At 67.1% G+C, this 15,936-nt stretch carries 16 protein-coding genes; 9 read left to right on the top strand and 7 right to left on the bottom strand.

Annotated features, from left to right (window positions below):
* Window positions 1–57: 57 nt before the first annotated feature.
* Window positions 58–936 carry a creatininase family protein gene (locus AC1DNF_RS29135; protein ID WP_478152135.1) on the bottom strand — a complete coding sequence of 293 codons (879 nt, stop codon included), beginning with the start codon at window positions 934–936 and terminating at the stop codon, window positions 58–60.
* A 52-nt stretch (window positions 937–988) separates the two neighbouring features.
* On the bottom strand, window positions 989–1,576 hold the full coding sequence (locus AC1DNF_RS29140) for an NAD(P)H-dependent oxidoreductase (RefSeq protein ID WP_478152136.1): 588 nt from the start codon (window positions 1,574–1,576) through the stop codon (window positions 989–991).
* Window positions 1,577–1,777: 201 nt separating this feature from the next.
* Between AC1DNF_RS29140 and AC1DNF_RS29145 the strand changes: the two genes are divergently transcribed.
* Both AC1DNF_RS29145 and AC1DNF_RS29150 read left to right on the top strand, forming a co-directional pair.
* Complete coding sequence (locus tag AC1DNF_RS29145) at window positions 1,778–3,448, top strand: S8 family serine peptidase (protein WP_478152137.1); 1,671 nt, start codon at window positions 1,778–1,780, stop codon at window positions 3,446–3,448.
* 34 nt (window positions 3,449–3,482) lie between these two features.
* Window positions 3,483–3,653: a hypothetical protein gene (locus AC1DNF_RS29150; RefSeq protein WP_478152138.1), complete on the top strand. Its 171-nt coding sequence runs from the start codon at window positions 3,483–3,485 to the stop codon at window positions 3,651–3,653.
* Window positions 3,654–3,660: 7 nt separating this feature from the next.
* Here the strand turns inward: AC1DNF_RS29150 and AC1DNF_RS29155 are convergent, their stop codons facing one another.
* Window positions 3,661–4,344, bottom strand: a complete 684-nt coding sequence (locus tag AC1DNF_RS29155; protein ID WP_478152139.1) for a TetR family transcriptional regulator C-terminal domain-containing protein — start codon at window positions 4,342–4,344, stop codon at window positions 3,661–3,663.
* Between the two features lie 190 nt (window positions 4,345–4,534).
* On the opposite strand from AC1DNF_RS29155, the gene AC1DNF_RS29160 reads away from it, so the two are divergent.
* The 6 genes from AC1DNF_RS29160 to AC1DNF_RS29185 all read left to right on the top strand — a co-directional run bounded on the left by AC1DNF_RS29160 (window position 4,535) and on the right by AC1DNF_RS29185 (window position 11,133).
* Window positions 4,535–5,605 (top strand): asparaginase, encoded by a 1,071-nt coding sequence (locus AC1DNF_RS29160; protein ID WP_478152140.1) that lies wholly within the window; start codon window positions 4,535–4,537, stop codon window positions 5,603–5,605.
* Window positions 5,606–5,828: 223 nt separating this feature from the next.
* Window positions 5,829–6,734 carry a glycine--tRNA ligase subunit alpha gene (gene glyQ / locus AC1DNF_RS29165; RefSeq protein WP_478152141.1) on the top strand — a complete coding sequence of 302 codons (906 nt, stop codon included), beginning with the start codon at window positions 5,829–5,831 and terminating at the stop codon, window positions 6,732–6,734.
* A 3-nt stretch (window positions 6,735–6,737) separates the two neighbouring features.
* Entirely contained in the window at window positions 6,738–8,873 is a 2,136-nt protein-coding gene (gene glyS / locus AC1DNF_RS29170) for a glycine--tRNA ligase subunit beta (protein WP_478152142.1), read from the top strand.
* 14 nt (window positions 8,874–8,887) lie between these two features.
* Window positions 8,888–9,466, top strand: coding sequence for a D-glycero-beta-D-manno-heptose 1,7-bisphosphate 7-phosphatase (gmhB, locus tag AC1DNF_RS29175; RefSeq protein WP_478152143.1), 579 nt, complete (start codon window positions 8,888–8,890; stop codon window positions 9,464–9,466).
* Complete coding sequence (locus tag AC1DNF_RS29180; RefSeq protein WP_478152144.1) at window positions 9,466–10,230, top strand: lysophospholipid acyltransferase family protein; 765 nt, start codon at window positions 9,466–9,468, stop codon at window positions 10,228–10,230. The genes gmhB and AC1DNF_RS29180 overlap by 1 nt, the downstream gene beginning before the upstream one ends.
* Window positions 10,231–10,239: 9 nt before the next feature.
* Window positions 10,240–11,133, top strand: coding sequence for a M48 family metallopeptidase (locus tag AC1DNF_RS29185; protein WP_478152145.1), 894 nt, complete (start codon window positions 10,240–10,242; stop codon window positions 11,131–11,133).
* Window positions 11,134–11,165: 32 nt separating this feature from the next.
* Here the strand turns inward: AC1DNF_RS29185 and AC1DNF_RS29190 are convergent, their stop codons facing one another.
* The 4 genes from AC1DNF_RS29190 to AC1DNF_RS29205 form a co-directional block, all read right to left on the bottom strand.
* Complete coding sequence (locus tag AC1DNF_RS29190) at window positions 11,166–11,936, bottom strand: SDR family oxidoreductase (protein ID WP_478152146.1); 771 nt, start codon at window positions 11,934–11,936, stop codon at window positions 11,166–11,168.
* A gap of 135 nt (window positions 11,937–12,071) precedes the next feature.
* Complete coding sequence (locus AC1DNF_RS29195) at window positions 12,072–12,971, bottom strand: pseudouridine synthase (RefSeq protein ID WP_478152147.1); 900 nt, start codon at window positions 12,969–12,971, stop codon at window positions 12,072–12,074.
* A 12-nt stretch (window positions 12,972–12,983) separates the two neighbouring features.
* Complete coding sequence (locus AC1DNF_RS29200; RefSeq protein ID WP_478152148.1) at window positions 12,984–14,342, bottom strand: leucine-rich repeat-containing protein kinase family protein; 1,359 nt, start codon at window positions 14,340–14,342, stop codon at window positions 12,984–12,986.
* Window positions 14,339–15,400, bottom strand: coding sequence for an MBL fold metallo-hydrolase (locus AC1DNF_RS29205; protein WP_478152149.1), 1,062 nt, complete (start codon window positions 15,398–15,400; stop codon window positions 14,339–14,341). The genes AC1DNF_RS29200 and AC1DNF_RS29205 overlap by 4 nt, the downstream gene beginning before the upstream one ends.
* 127 nt (window positions 15,401–15,527) lie before the next feature.
* Between AC1DNF_RS29205 and AC1DNF_RS29210 the strand changes: the two genes are divergently transcribed.
* Entirely contained in the window at window positions 15,528–15,932 is a 405-nt protein-coding gene (locus AC1DNF_RS29210; RefSeq protein WP_478152150.1) for a MerR family transcriptional regulator, read from the top strand.
* Window positions 15,933–15,936 lie beyond the last annotated feature (4 nt).

Below are 15,936 nucleotides of genomic sequence, written 5' to 3' on the forward strand. Positions count from 1 at the left end.
CTTGATGAATGCGGTGAAAAGCAAAACGGGTAAGCCGACGGATGCAAATACCGCGCCTCAGGCCATGAGCGCGGCGATCGACCCTGATGACGACTGGATGAAGCCCTGCTGATTGCCACGCCCCCAGGTGGCTTCCTCGCGCACGACCCAACGCAGTTCGTAGAGTTCTGTCAGGGCCTGCACCCAGCTGGCCGACAGCGTGTCGAGGATCTCCTCGCCCTGCTCGCGCGTGGCGCTGGTCGGGTCGCCGATCACGCCGCTCGGGCCGAAGTCCCGCGCGGTCCATGCGCACGCGGGGCGACCGTCGGGCGAGAGCAGCTTGATCGGGAAGGGCGGCGGAAAGTTGGCCGCGGCGCGTTCCATGTGCACCGTGTCAGGCGCCAGCGCGAGCATCAGCGCGGTCTCGGAGTGGCCGGCGTGCATCGCGAGCTTCCTCTCCTGCTCGCTGATCTGCTTGCTCGAAGCGTTCGGCAGGCGCGACACGCCATGCGGCACCACGACGAAATCGCCATGCCGCAGGCGCAACTCGCGCGCCGCCATCTCCAGCACCTGCGGCTGGCCGCCATGGCCGTTGGCGAACAGCAGCTTGCGAAAGCCCGAGCGATAGACCGACTCGCCGATCTCGATCACCGTCGACAGCAGCGTGGTGCCGGTCAGCGTCATCGTGCCGGGAAAGTGCAGGTGCTCTTCCGACTTACCGTAGGTGATCGTGGGCAGGGCGAAAGCGCGCACCTCCGCCGGCAGGCGTTCGAGCGCCTTGCCCATCACGCCCGAGGAGATCACGCTGTCCACGGAGCAGGGCAGGTGAGGTCCGTGCTGTTCGATCGCGCCGCAGGGCAGCACGATCACCGTGTTCTCGCGATCGGGCAAGGCGTCGATTTCTGTCCAGCTCAGATAGGGGAGGAATCGGTGGGGTGGGATGTAGCCGTGCAGCATCGTGGGGTCCTGTGCGTGTGTCGGGAAGGGAGAAGAAGGTGGTCGCGCACGGTCAGGCGAAGCGCGCCATGGCGCGGCCGACACCTTGCAGGAAGCGCTTGAGCTGCGGCTGCGTTGCCACATTCATGTGGTAGTGCGCGTGATAGTCGACCCGCGCCCGTGGCCCCGTGAGCCGGCGCATGTAGCGCGTAACGATCTTGCGCGGAGGGTCGCCCATGTACCACGCCACCCAGCGCGGCCGGCCGTAGGTGACGACCGCCGAGATCCGCTTGATGTGCGTGAGCATCGGCTTGACGTTGCTGGGGTCGCTCAGGTCGAAGGCGACGCCCGGCATGAAGAGCCGGTCGAAATAGCCCTTGAGCATCGCCGGCAGGCCGAAGCACCAGGTCGGAAAGCAGAACACGATGCCTTCGGCCCACTGCAGGCGCTCCACATAGGGCTTCAGGGGCAGCTGGTTGCTCGGCACATCGTGATAGCCGAGCCGTTCCTCGCGCGAGAGCACCGGATCGAAGCCCTCCGCGTACAGATCGCAGTCATCGACCTCATGCCCCGCCTCGCGCAGGTTGCGGACCACCTCCCGGTGCAAGGCCGCATGAAAGCTGGTTTCGACCGGATGGCAATAGACGACGAGCACTCGCATGGTGTGTTTGACCGCTTAATCAGAGTGAGTGGTCAAACTAAGCAAGCGATGTGCCATGCCTGATGCACAAACATGGCGCACGCCCTGGGCCCTCTTCGGCGAAGCCACCGCGTCGCGCGCCGGCGACACCTATGCCCCGATCAGGCGGGGCGCCTGTGCTGAAATGCGCCGCGTTCCAAACAACAGCAGGGAGAAAAACTCATGAGCCTCATTCGCAAGGCCACGCTCGGGTTCGCGCTATTGGCGTCGGCGAATGGATCCAACGCGTCGATCGTTCCCGGCCCGGTGGGCCATCTGGGCGGTTCGATCACGTGGAGCAGTCAGTCGATCGCCGACGGTTACCACGTGTGCGTGACCCCCTTCGATGCCGTCACGCATGCGCCACCGCCCGGGATCGGCTCCAAAGGTGCAGTCTGCGGCCAATCGCTGGTCAGTTACGGTATGTCTCTGCCCGCCAACCGCCACTACAGCATCCGCCTGGAAGTGACCGGCCATCCTCAATACACGCGCACCTGGCTCAACATCTGGGTGCCGGAAAGCGGCAGTGCGCAGGCCCACTTCGACATGACCGGCCTCATGCCCGCCAGCGCCGGGCCTGCCGTTCCCGTGAACATGCCCAATGATCCGGGCATTGCATTGCAATGGTTCCTGAAGCGCATGACCGAATTCCTTGGGACGGGCGCGTTCTACGCCACCACGGGGACGGGGGTGGACGGGAAGGGGCAGGTCATCGCAATCGTCGACACCGGCTATCGCGCGCATCCGGACCTGCCTGCGAAGGGAAGCGATCGCTTCGTGGCGGGCTACAACTTCGTCGATCGCAATGCCAACTACGACGATCCGGGCACGAGCCACGACCCGCAGTTCGCGTACCACGGCACGATGGTCTCCGCCGCCGCACTGGGCACGTCCAACAATGGCGCTGGAGGCAGCGGCATAGCGCCGGGTGCCACGCTGATGCCGATCGTGGGCGTGAAGGCGAACGGCTCCGACATTCAATCGCCCGTGGCCAGGGCGATCACGTGGACTTCCGGCGGAACGGTCGAGGGCATGGCACCACCGGCGAAGAAAGCCGACGTCATCAATCTCAGCCTCAGCGCGCGGGGCGCATGCCCGAAGAGAATGCAGGAAGCGATCGACGGCGCGCTGGCGCGCAATGTGCCGGTAGTGGCGGCGGCCGGCAATTTCAGCGAGAACTTCGAGACCGAGTATCCGGCCAACTGCAAAGGGGTGATCTCGGTCGGCGCGTCCTTCGAGTGGGGTGAACTCTACGCGGATAGCAACTACGGAAAAATGACGCTGGTGGCGCCTGGCCACCAGATCTACACGGCGATCTTCTTCCGGGCCTCGCCCACCGGCCCGGACGAGGCCAAGTACGGATTCGTGAGCGGCACTTCATTTTCGGCTGCGCTGGTGTCCGGAACGATCGCGCTGATGAAGCAGGTCAACCCCTCGCTGACGCCGGCGCAGATCAAGCAGATGCTCACCGACACCTTGCAGCCTTATCCGGCCCGCGCCGAGTGCCCGTACGGCGACTGCGGTCCCGGCATCCTCGATACCCTTCAGGCGGTGGCCCTCGCGGCGGGATGGACGAAGAAGGTGGTCGATGCCAAGTCCATGTCCCTCGCTAATTCCGCAGCGCTGGTGCTGCGTCCGGACCCCCACCCAGGAAGGCGCGGAGCAGCAGCCCACGACCATGGTCGGTCGCGTTTCCAGTGGAGGCGAACTGCCGCCGCAGCGCTTTCGTGCGGCGACCGTGGGCTGGGTGGGCGCCAATATGGTCCTGTACTCGCACTACACGAGGCACTTCACGTGTCTCCAGGGAAACGGCCATGGCAACGAGCGTTCGGTCGTGTATGCGCACTATTTTGATGCGTGCGAGAGTGCAACCGCGTGGTGGGTCCCCGTGCCGGCGGGGCCAGGCTCCAGCAGCAGCTTCCGCCTGGTCCATCCCACGACCGGGTTCTATATGGGCAGCAAGGCGGAGAACAACAAGCAGTTGGGGCGCCTGGTCGACACCTTGGACGACGCGGTGAAAGTCCGCTTCGAAACCGACTACATCCACGACGAACTGTGAGTGCCAGCTAGGCATTTCGAATGCCGCAGCCCCCCAGCACGAAGGCGACCAGATCCCGCGCGATCGGTTCGCGCTCGATGGGGGCATCCGGCGGGAGGCCGAGCATCACGCGCGTCTGCAGCGCGTAGTCGGCATAGCTCTGGGTCATGGCCCAGATATGCATGAGCAGCAGCCGCGCGTCCAGCGGCCGCATCAGCCCGCGCGCGATCCAGCCGTTGATGATGTCGACCTTCTTCTGCGTCCAGGCCCGCGCGTTCGGCCAGTAGCGCTCCAGGTTGCGCCCGCCGTCGAGCACCTCTCGCGTGAAGATGCGCGAGATCTCGGGATTGTCGAAAGCGTGGTCGAGCTTCTTGCGGATGTAGTCGTTCAGGACCCTGGCCGGGTCATTGGCATGCTCCTCGAAGGAGAACACCACTTTCCAGTCGTGCAGCACCTGCATCAACAGCTCTTCGTAGAGCTCTTCCTTGCCCGCGATGTAGTAGTGCAACTGGGGCTTGGTGATCCCGGCGCGCGCCGCGATCGCCTGCGTGGAGGTGCCCTTGAGGCCATGCAGGCTGAATTCGGCGATCGCGGCGGCGCGGATCGCCGCGAGGATCCGTTCGCGGCCGGGTCTCGCGCGCGAGAGCGGGCCGCTCGGCGCGGGCATTTGCTGCGCCGCCACGGCGGTGGGGGGGAGGGTTTCGGTGCTCATCGTTTCAGCGGGCGCGATGCCGCGAAGCGATGGTAGCGCCTGGGCGCATTCCGCCGCGCAAAGCGGCTGCCCGACCGCATGCATGAGCACATGCGCGCTTGGCATCCGAGGCCTGACTCACGGGGGCGTCTTTCCGATATCGTCTCGCCGCTTCGCGAAAGAAACCACACCACCGCCACCAGGAGACCCTATGTACTTTGCCCGTCGATTCCGTGTTTTCGCCGCCGCCGCCGCGCTCGCGGCGAGCAGTGTCATCGCGCACGCCCAGCAGGCGCTGCCCCATGTCGTCATTCTCGCGACCGGAGGCACCATCGCCGGTGCCGGCGCGTCGGCCGTCAACAGCGCGACCTATGCCGCCGCCAAAGTCGGGGTCGACAAGTTGATCGCGGGCCTGCCCGAACTCTCGAAGGTCGCCAACGTTCGCGGCGAGCAGGTGTTCCAGGTTGCGTCCGAAAGCCTGACCAACGACAACCTGCTGACGCTGGCCAGGCGCGTCTCGGCCCTTTCGAAGCTGCCCGACGTCGACGGCATCGTCATCACCCATGGCACCGACACGCTGGAGGAAACCGCCTACTTCCTGACGCTCACGGTCCACACCGCCAAGCCGATCGTCGTGGTCGGCTCCATGCGCCCGGGCACCGCGCTGTCGGCCGACGGCGCGCTGAACCTCTATGACGCCGTCAGCGTGGCCGGCAGCAAGGACGCGATGGGCAAGGGCGTGCTCGTCACGATGAACGACGAGATCCAGAGCGGCCGCGACGTGAGCAAGACGATCAACATCAAGACCGAGGCCTTCAAGAGCCAGTGGGGCGCGCTGGGCATGGTGGTCGAGGGGCGGAACTACTGGTTCCGGGCGCCGGTCAAGCGCCACACGATGAATTCCGAGTTCGATATCGACAGCATCACGGCGCTGCCCCTGGTCGAGATCGCCTACGGGTACGAGGGCGTGTCATCCACCGCCATCGACGCGCTGGCCAAGAGCGGCGTGAAGGCGCTGGTGCATGCCGGCACCGGCAACGGCTCGGTGGCCGACCGTATCGTGCCGAACCTGCAGAAGGTGCGCGCCGATGGCATCCCGGTGATCCGCAGCTCGCGCGTGCCGGACGGCTTCGTGATCCGCAACGCCGAGCAGCCCGACGACAAGTACGACTGGGTGGTCGCGCACGACCTGCGCCCGCAGAAGGCGCGCATCCTGGCGATGGTCGCGTTGACCAAGACCAGCGACAGCAAGGAGCTGCAGCGCATCTTCTGGGAGTATTGAGCCCCCCGGCTTTTCAGTTCGCTTCGCTGCATGTAATTCGCCACCCCCCGAGGGGGCGGCGCGGCCGCCTTGGGGCGGCCCGGCGGCGGCCGCAACTTTTCCCGGGCGATGGATGCGAGGGCGTTGTTGTGCTCCACCGGCCGTTCTCGCGTCAGCACGCTCTTAAAATGCCCGGTTCGCCGCGTCGAAAGCTGCCCGCCTTCGAACGGCCACCGGGCCCACCATGCTGACTTTTCAACAAATCATTCTCAAGCTTCAGTCTTACTGGGCCGACCAGGGTTGCGCGCTGCTGCAGCCCTACGACATGGAGGTCGGCGCCGGCACTTCGCACACCGCCACCTTCCTGCGCGCGCTCGGGCCAGAGCCCTGGAAGGCGGCGTATGTGCAGCCGAGCCGCCGCCCCAAGGACGGCCGCTATGGCGAGAACCCCAACCGCCTGCAGCACTACTACCAGTACCAGGTGGTGCTGAAGCCGGCGCCGAGCAATATCCTCGAGCTCTACCTGGGATCGCTCGAAGCGCTGGGCTTCGACCTCAAGAAAAACGACATCCGCTTCGTCGAGGACGATTGGGAGAACCCCACCCTCGGCGCCTGGGGCCTGGGCTGGGAGGTCTGGCTCAACGGCATGGAAGTGACGCAGTTCACCTACTTCCAGCAGGTCGGCGGCATCGATTGCAAGCCGATCACCGGTGAGATCACCTACGGGCTCGAACGCCTCGCCATGTACCTGCAGGGCGTCGACAACGTCTACAACCTGACCTGGACCGACGGCCTCAGCTACGGCGACGTCTACAAGCAGAACGAGGTCGAACAATCGACCTACAACTTCGAGCACAGCGACGCCGAATTCCTGTTCACCGCCTTCGCGGCGCACGAGAAACAGGCCAGGCACCTGATGGAAGAACAGCTCGCCCTGCCGGCCTACGAGCAGGTGCTCAAGGCCGCGCACAGCTTCAATCTGCTGGACGCGCGCGGCGCGATCAGCGTCACCGAGCGCGCGGCCTACATCGGCCGCATCCGCAACCTCGCGCGCAGCGTCGCGCAGAGCTACTACGAAAGCCGCGAGCGGCTCGGATTCCCCATGGCGCCGCGCGAGTGGGTCGCACAGATCACGAAGAAGGCGGCCTGAGCGATGACCACGAAGAACAACCTGCTCGTCGAATTGTTCGTCGAGGAACTGCCTCCCAAGGCACTGAAGAAGCTGGGCGATGCATTCGCGGGCGCGCTGCGCGATCAGCTGGTGGCGCAAGGCCTGGCCGACGCGGCCTCTGTTCTCACGGCCTATGCGTCCCCGCGACGGCTCGCCGCGCACCTGACGAACGTGCTGGCGCAGGCAGCCGACAAGGCGGTCTCGCAGAAGCTCATGCCGGTGGCGGTCGGACTCGATGCCTCGGGCAACGCGACCCCCGCGCTGCTGAAGCGCCTGGGCGCGCTCGGCGCGGACGCGTCGGCCGTGCCGGGCTTGCGCCGCGCGATGGACGGCAAGGCCGAAGCCCTGTTCTTCGAGAGCACCGCCAAGGGCGCGACGCTGGCCGAAGGGCTGCAGAAGGCGCTGGCCGAGTCGATCGCCAGGCTGCCGATCCCGAAGGTCATGAGCTACCAGCTCGAAGCCGGCTCCGAGCTGCCGGGCTGGAGCAGCGTGAGCTTCGTACGGCCGGCGCATGGCCTGGTCGCGATGCACGGCGATGCGGTCGTGCCGATCGAGGCGCTGGGCCTGAAGGCCGGGCGCGACACCCATGGCCACCGGTTCGAGGCTTTGGTCGACCCGATCGTGCTGCGCGACGCCAACAGCTACGCGGCGCAACTCACCGACCAGGGCGCCGTCATTCCGGGCTTCGAGGCGCGCCGCTTCGAGATCGCACGCCAGCTGGCCGAAGCAGCGGTGAACGTGGGCGGCGGCACCCTGCCGATCCACGACGACGCGCTGCTCGACGAGGTCACGGCGCTGGTCGAGCGCCCCAATGTGCTCGTGTGCGAGTTCGAGCGCGAGTTCCTCGACGTGCCGCAGGAATGCCTCATCCTGACGATGAAGGCCAACCAGAAGTACTTCCCCTTGCTCGACGCGGCCGGCCGCCTCACCAACAAGTTCCTGGTGGTCAGCAACATCCGGCCCGACGACGCCAGCGCCGTCATCGGCGGCAACGAGCGCGTCGTGCGCCCGCGACTGGCCGATGCCAAGTTCTTCTTCGACCAGGACCGCAAGAAATCGCTGGCCTCGCGCGTCGAGTCCCTGGGCAAGGTGGTCTACCACAACAAGCTGGGCACGCAGGGCGAGCGCGTGCTGCGCGTGATGCACATCGCCCGCGCCATCGCGCAACGCCTGGGGGACTCGGCGCTTGCGGCGCAAGCCACGCAGGCGGCGCAACTCGCGAAGGCCGACCTCGTGACCGACATGGTCGGCGAGTTCCCCGAACTGCAGGGCACCATGGGCCGCTACTACGCGCTGCACGACGGCCTGGAGGCCGCCGTGGCGGATGCGATCGAAGACCACTACAAGCCGCGCTTCGCGGGCGACGAGCTGCCTCGCAACCCGGTGGGCGTGGTCGTCGCGCTGGCCGACAAGCTCGAAACCCTGGTCGGCATGTTCGGCATCGGCAACCTGCCGACCGGCGACCGCGACCCCTTCGCGCTGCGCCGCCATGCGCTGGGCGTGCTGCGCATGCTGATCGAGAAGAGCCTGCCCCTGAGCCTGGACACCCTGGTGCAGGACGCCGCCGAGCAGTTCCGGCACATCCCGGACTTCCAGCCCGCACGCGCGCTGGTGGATCTGCAGGGCTTCATCTACGACCGCCTTGCCGGCAGCCTGCGCGAGCAGGGCGCCAGCGCGCAGGAAGTCGACGCCGTGCTGGCGCCGAATCCGCAGCGCCTGGTCGAAGTGCCGAAGCTGCTGGCGGCCGTGCGGGCCTTCGCAGCGCTGCCCGAAGCGCCCGCGCTGGCGGCAGCCAACAAGCGCATCGGCAACATCCTCAAGAAGTCGCCGGAAGCCGACGCCCATGTGAGCGAGCTGCTGCTGCACGAAGATGCCGAGAAGGCGCTCTACGCCGCGATGCAGGAAGTGGTCCCCGTGGCCAACGCCCGGTTCGACGCCGGCGACTATACCGCCTCGCTGCAGACCCTGGCCGCCCTGCGCGCACCGGTGGATGACTTCTTCGACGGCGTGATGGTCAACGCCGAGCAATCCGACTTGCGGCTCAACCGCCTGGGCCTTCTGAAATCGCTGCATGCCGCGATGAACCGCGTGGCGCAGCTCGAACGGCTCGCCGCCTGATCGATCGCAGCACCATGAAACTCGTCATCCTCGGCCGCAACGGCACCCTCAATGTGCACCGCGAAGACTTCGTGAAGAGCGACAGCGAGTGGACGCCGCTGCCCGGCGCGCTGGAGGCGGTCGCGCGGCTCAACCATGCGGGCTGGCACGTGGTGATCGCATCGAACCAGTCGGGCCTCGGCCGTGGCCTGTTCGACGTCGCCTCGCTCAATGCCATGCATGCCAAGATGCACAAGATGCTCGCCGCCGTCGGCGGCCGTGTCGATGCCGTCTTCTTTTGCCCGCACGCGCCGGACGAAGGCTGCGATTGCCGCAAGCCCAAGCCCGGCCTGTTCTTCCAGATCGGCGAGCGCTACGGCGTCGACCTGGCCAATGTGCCCACCGCGGGCGACAGCCTGCGCGATCTGCAGGCCGGTGCCGCGGCCGGCTGCGAGCCGCATCTGCTGCTCACCGGCACGAGCGCGTCCTGCCGAGGCATGGAGACCCTGCCGCCGGAATACCCCGCAACAACCAGCGTGCACGACGACCTGCCCGCCTTTGTCGACTTCCTGCTCGAACGCGAGCAGCGAGCCGCCCTGAAGCTAGCCATCTGATGTCCTTCCTCCGATCCCTCGTCCACGCCCTGTGGATGCTCGTCACCGTGATCCCCTGGGGTCTCATCATGGTGGTCAGCTCGCTCTGGAAGCGTGGCATTCCGCTTTACTGGATGGCGGTGCGCTGGCTCGGCTGGGCCATCGGCGGGGCGCGCGTGCTGCTCGGCATCCGCACCCGCGTCACCGGCATGGAAAACCTGCCGACCGACCAACTCGCCGGCGCGGTGCTTCTGGTGAAGCACCAGTCGACCTTCGAGACCTTCCTGATGCCGACGCTGATGCCGCACCCGCTGGCCTTCGTGTTCAAGAAGGAGCTGATCTACGTGCCTTTCTTCGGCTGGGCCATGGCGCGGCTCGACATGATCCACATCGACCGCAGCCAGCGCACGAAGGCTTTCCATAAGGTTGTGGCGCAGGGCCGCAAGCTGCTCGCGCAGGGCATCTGGATCATCATGTTCCCGGAAGGCACCCGCATTCCGCGCGGGCAGCAAGGCACCTACAAGAGCGGCGGCACGCGGCTGGCCTGCGAGACCGGCGTGCCGGTGATCCCGATCGCCGTGACCTCGGCCAGGGTCTGGCCGCGCAAGGCCTTCATCAAGCATCCGGGCGTGGTCGACGTGTCGATCGGCCCCGCCATCCCCAGCGTGGGCCGCCGGCCCGACGAGTTGATGCGCGAGGTCGAGGCGTGGATCGAGGCCGAGATGCGTCGCCTCGATCCCGAGGCCTATGCACCGGTCCCCGCGCCCGTGTCGACGATCGCCTGAGGTTCGAACATGCGCGGCCTGCTGCAGTTCACGCTGGATCTGTTCGATGAGTTGTCGGTCGCGCCCGCGTCGGCGCCTGCCCCGCTCGAGGAGCGCATGGCAGGCCCCAGCCGGCCGCCCCTGCCGCTGGCGGATGCCCTGACGCCGGCGAGCTTCGTGCACCCGCGCGCCACCCGCGAACTCATGCTGGGGGATGCCCGCGTCGCCTACGAGTTCACGCGCGGCAAGCGCCGCACCATCGGCTTCGTGGTCGGTGCGGAGGGCTTGTCGGTGCGCGCGCCGCGCTGGGTCGCGCTGCGCGACGTCGATGCGGCGGTCAGGGAGAAGTCGGACTGGATCCTGCGCAAGTTGTCCGAAACGCAGCAGCGCCATGCACGGCTCGAAGCGGAGCGCATCGAGTGGCGGGACGGCGTCAGCTTTGCCTTTCTCGGGGAGCCTGTCGTGGTGCAACTCGACCCGCACCACGCCTTCGAAGGTATCGGGGGCATCCTCGACGCCGGCGCAGGCGATGCGCCGCACATCCTGCGTCTTGCGGTCGCCAACGATGCGAGCGAGGCCCAGATCCGCGACGCCGCGCAGGCCTGGCTCATGCGCCAGGCGCGGCGCATCTTCATCGAGCGCCTCGATCACTTCGCCCCGCGCCTGGGTGTGAGCTGGAACAAGCTCTCGCTGTCGAATGCCTCGACGCGTTGGGGCAGCGCCAGCGCCGACGGCGCGATCCGGCTGCATTGGCGGCTGGTGCACTTCCGGATGCCCGTGATCGACTACGTGGTCGCGCACGAACTGAGCCATCTGCGCGTGATGGATCACAGCGCGCGCTTCTGGGAGACGGTGGAGAGCGTGATGCCGGACTACGGTGTGTTGCGGCAGCAACTCAAGGAGCAGCCCGTTCCGCGGTGGTGACCGCCTCGCGCCGACTCCACGGGCGCATGGGACTACCGGGCGTGGGTGACGCCCCCGTCCACGACCAGGGTCGAGCCCATCACATAGTCGCCTGCCCGCGAAGCAAGGTAGATCGCCGCCCCCGCCATGTCTTCGGGCGTGCCGATGCGGCCGGCCGGGATGCGAGCCTTCACCTCTTCACCGTGATCGCGCGCGTCCTTGTTCATGTCGGATGCGAAGGCACCCGGTGCAATGGCGCTCACCACGATGCGGTCCTGCGCCAGGCGCAGCGCCATGCGTCGCGTGAGCTGGATCAGTCCCGCCTTGCTCGCCGCGTACGAATAGGTTTCCTGCGGGTTGACCGAGATCCCGTCGATCGACGCGATGTTGATGACCTTCGCCAGATGGTCGGTGGCCGATTTCCGCAGCATCGGCGTCAGCGCCTGGGTGAGGAAGAAGGGCGTCTTGAGGTTGAGATCCACCACCTTGTCCCAGCCGCTTTCCGGGAACTCGTCGTAGGGCGCGCCCCAGGCCGCGCCGGCATTGTTGACCAGGATGTCGAGCGTGCCTTCGTGCTTCGAATAGGCGTCGACCAGGGCGTGCGCGCCCTGGACCGTCGACACATCGGCCGGCAGCGAAACGCAGTGGCCGAGGGCGGAGAGTTCCTTCGCAGTCTGGTCGCAGGCCGCGGCCTTGCGGGCCGAGATGTAGACGCGGGCGCCCTGCGCCAGAAAGCCCTCGGCGATCATGCGGCCGATGCCGCGCGAGCCGCCGGTGATGAGCGCGGTGCGCCCCTTGAGCGAGAAGAGGTGGGTGGTGTCCATGCTGGGTGTCTCCTGGATGCGCGGCATTGGCGCCGACGACCCGCAGCTTAGTGCGCCGCTCGGCTGAAGCGCGTCACCTTGGTTCCATCGGCGCGGGCTGGGGCCTCGAAGGCCGTGGGGCGCGGGCCGAACCCGTCAGGCAGGAAGCGCCAGCGACCTGAGGCTTGAGAAATGGCGTGCCATCCCGCTGACCGGGTCGCGGAAGGCAAGCTCCATGGCCAGCAGCTGGAGCGGCCGGCTGAAATCCTCATCGCCCTCGGGCAGGAGCTGAGGATAGATCGCATCGTTCAGGATGGGCAGGCCCAGCGCCGCGCAATGCACGCGCAGCTGATGCCGGCGCCCGGTGACCGGGGACAGGCGCAGCCGAGCCCATCCGCCGCGGGCTTGCATGAGTTCGAGCCGCGTTTCCGAGTTCGGCTCGCCGGCGATCTCCTTCATGCGCATGAAATGTTCGTCATCGGCAAGGCGGCTGCGATGGACGGGCGGGAGCACGCGCCCCTGCTGCCATGGGACGATGGCTTCGTAGTGTTTGGTGATCTCGCGCTGGGAGAACAGCGCGTGGTAGATGCCGCGCGTCGCGGGCTGTACCGAGAACAGCACCACGCCGGCGGTCTCGCGGTCGATGCGGTGCAGCGGGGCCAGGTCGTCCAGCCCCAGCTTGCGCTTCAGGCGCACGAGCAGGCTTTCCTGCACGTACTTGCCCACTGGCGTGACCGGCAGGAAATGCGGCTTGTCCACGGCCACGAGCTGCTCGTCCTGGAACAGGATGATTTCATCGAAGGGAATGCGGGGTTCGGATTCGAGCGAGCGGTAGTAGTAGACCCGCAGGCGTGGCTCGAAGCGGCGAGTCTCGGTCACCGGCACGGCGTGCTCGTCGATCACCTCGCCGGCCCGGATGCGCGCTTCCCATGTCGATCGCGGAATGGCCGCGAAGCGGTCCATCAGGAAGTCGGCGATGGTTGTCCAGGGCCCTTCGGGCAAGGCCACGCAGCTCGGCCCGACACCGTCGCGAGTGGGCAGCGGCAGCGTGCGCATGGGTGACGTCGCTCAGCGGCCGGTTGCGACGGCGGCGGTGAGCTTCAGCGCGGCGTCCAGGGTCGACGCGATCTCGGCGAATGCCGGCCGCGCCGCCGCCTCGGCCTGGACACAGCGCAACTGAAGTGCTGTCAGCAGCGCGGCGGTCGCGTGGTCCGCGTCATCTTCGCGCGTGCACAGCGCCAGCAGTTCCTCGAGCAGGCAGCCGAAGGCGCGCACCTCGATGTGCTGCAGGGCCCGCGCCTGCGCGCGGTCGTCGCGAGGCAGGAAGGAGGCGGCGCCGAAGTCACCCAGCAGGCAGCCGCCTTCGTCGTTCCAGAGAATGTTGTGGGCGTAGAGGTCGCCGTGCAGGATGCCGCGCGCATGCAGCTGCGCGACGGCCGAGGCGATGCCTGCCGCCATGCGCAGCGCGGACTCGGTCGACCAGCCCGTATCGCCGTTGTAGACGTCGCGCGTGCAGGAGGCAAGGCTTGGCGGGCCGGCCAGGTTGCGGAAGTCCGCATCCACGAGCTGCAGCACCAGGCCGGCAGCGCCTTCGGGATGGCCGCTGATCCGGCCCCGTGCGGAGATCAGGCTCGGATGCGCGCCGGCGGCAACACAGGCGGCCATCTCGCTATGCGGCCAGCCGTCGCTGGTGACCGCGCCCTTGAAGATCTTCACGGCCACGCCTTCGACGAACCCATCCGGGCGCTGCCATTGCGCCTGGTGGATCACCCCGGAAGCGCCTTCGCCCAGCTGGTGCTGCAATGCGAGACGGTGCCAGTCGATGCCCGGCGCCGCCTGCGCCGCCAGCGCGGCGGCTTCATGCGATTCGATGAAGGGATTGCCGGCGAAGGCCAGCCATGAAAGCCTGGGCAGCGACAGCAGCCAATCGGGCAGGGCATCGAAACGGTTGGCCGAGATGCGCAGCAGTTCGAGCCGGCGGCAACTCGCCAGCTCCGGCGGCAGCGTCCGCAGGCGATTGCCCGCGAGCATCAGCTTCTGCAGCCGCGCGCAGCGCCCGAGCTTGGCCGGCAGCTCCTCGATCTGGTTGTCCGTGAGGATGAGCCAGCGCAAGGACGCCCGCAGCGAAGCCGCGGGAACGCGACGGATGCGGTTGGCCTTGAAGCCCACGATATCGAGCCGAGGACATTGCCCGACCGCCTCGGGCACTTCCGTGAACCGGTTGTCCGAGCAGAAGAGCACGCGCAGCCGGTGCAGCCGGTGCAAGTCCTCGGGCAGGTGCTCGAGCGCATTGCCGGAGAGGTTGAGCACTTCCAGCGAATCCGCAAGCGCGAAGATCTCGCGGGGGAACTCCGTGAGGCCGCAGGACAGATCGAGCCTCGTGGCGCCCGCCAGCAGGCCGGCGCGCAAGCGCTCCATCGTGTTCATGCGGGAACGCCGAAGCGGTAGATGCCGTCCTCCGCAATACTGCGCTGGAGCTGGCCTGCAAACCACAGAAGATGCAGGTGCGCGACCGTCTCGCCCATGGCGAAGGTCATCTGGTGGAGATCGAGGGCGCGCTTGAAGAGGATGGGCAAGCCCTCGGCGGCACTGTGCGGGCGCAGGGTGCAGGCCTCCAGCAGTTCCGCCAGGTGGTCGCGATGGTGTTCCTTCAACTGCTCGACGCGCCGGTGAATCCCGGTGAAGGGCTTGCCGTGCGAGGGCAGGCCCAGCGTGTCCGGCGGCAGCGCCTTGAAGCGCTCGATGCTGTCGAGAAAGAGCCGCAACGGATTGGCTTCCGGCTCGCCCGCGTACACACTCACGTTGGTGGAGATGCGCGGCAGCATCATGTCGCCGCCGAGCAGTGCCTTGATCTCCTCGCAGAAGAGCGCGATGTGCTCCGGCGCGTGGCCATAGCCGCTGATACAGCGCCAGCCGCGGCCCCCGATCATGACCGTGTCGCCGTCCATCATGCGCACGAAGCTGGCCGGCACCGAGGGCACCATGTTGGCGTAGTAGTTGGTGCGCGCGCGGATCTTCGCGACCGACTCCGGGTCGGTGAGACCATGCGAGGCGAAGAAGTCCGCGGCCGATTCACCGCCCGCCAGCGTGTCGCCGGCGGTGGTGAGCACGCGCGCCACGTGGTAGTCGGTCGAGCTCATCCACAGCGGTGCCTTCCAGCGCGCGCACAGCCAGGACGCCAGGCCGACGTGGTCAGGATGCATGTGGGTCACGATCACGCGCAGGATCGGCATGCCTTCGAGCTGCGTGGCGAAGATCTGTTCCCACTGGGCACGCGCCGCGTCGTGCGAAATGCAGCAGTCGACCACCGTCCAGCCTTCCACGCCGTCGATGCTGTCTCGCAGCAGCCAGAGGTTGATGTGGTCGAGCGCAAAGGGAAGGCCCATGCGAATCCAGCGCACGCCGGGCAATACCTCGAGTGCCTGGCCGGGAGCGGGCAGGGTGTCGCCCAAGGGGTAATGGAGTTCGCGTTCGAGAAGGTTCATGTACGATTGACGTTAACGTAAACGTCACAGAGAAGTCCCGATATTGTAGGCAGTGCGTCCGGAAAGCGCTGTCGCCCTCGCAATCGCAGTCGCCGCCAAGATCCGAACAGGTCACCGAACTCCCCCAATGCCGTCGCAGACCCTCAGCACCTTCACGATAGGCGAACTCGCGAAAGAGTTCGACCTGACGACGCGGGCCATCCGCTTCTATGAGGACATGGGCCTGCTCGCGCCGGAGCGCTCGGGCCTCCAGCGGGTCTACACCGCGCGCGACCGCACCCGGCTCACGCTCACCTTGCGCGCCAAGCGGCTTGGCCTGAAACTGACCGAGGTCAAGGAGATCCTCGACATGTACGACAGCCCGCGCGACACGGCCGTGCAGCTGGAGCGTTTCCTCGGTGTCCTCGGCACGCACCGCGCGCAACTGGAGGCGCAGCTGGCCGAGCTGCAAGCCAATCTCGCCGAGGTTCGCGCCCAGGAAAAGCAGGCACGCGCGGCGCTCGCGCGTGCCGTCAAAACGAAGGCACGCTGAGTGC

The organism is Variovorax sp. 01T432, from assembly GCF_056398605.1.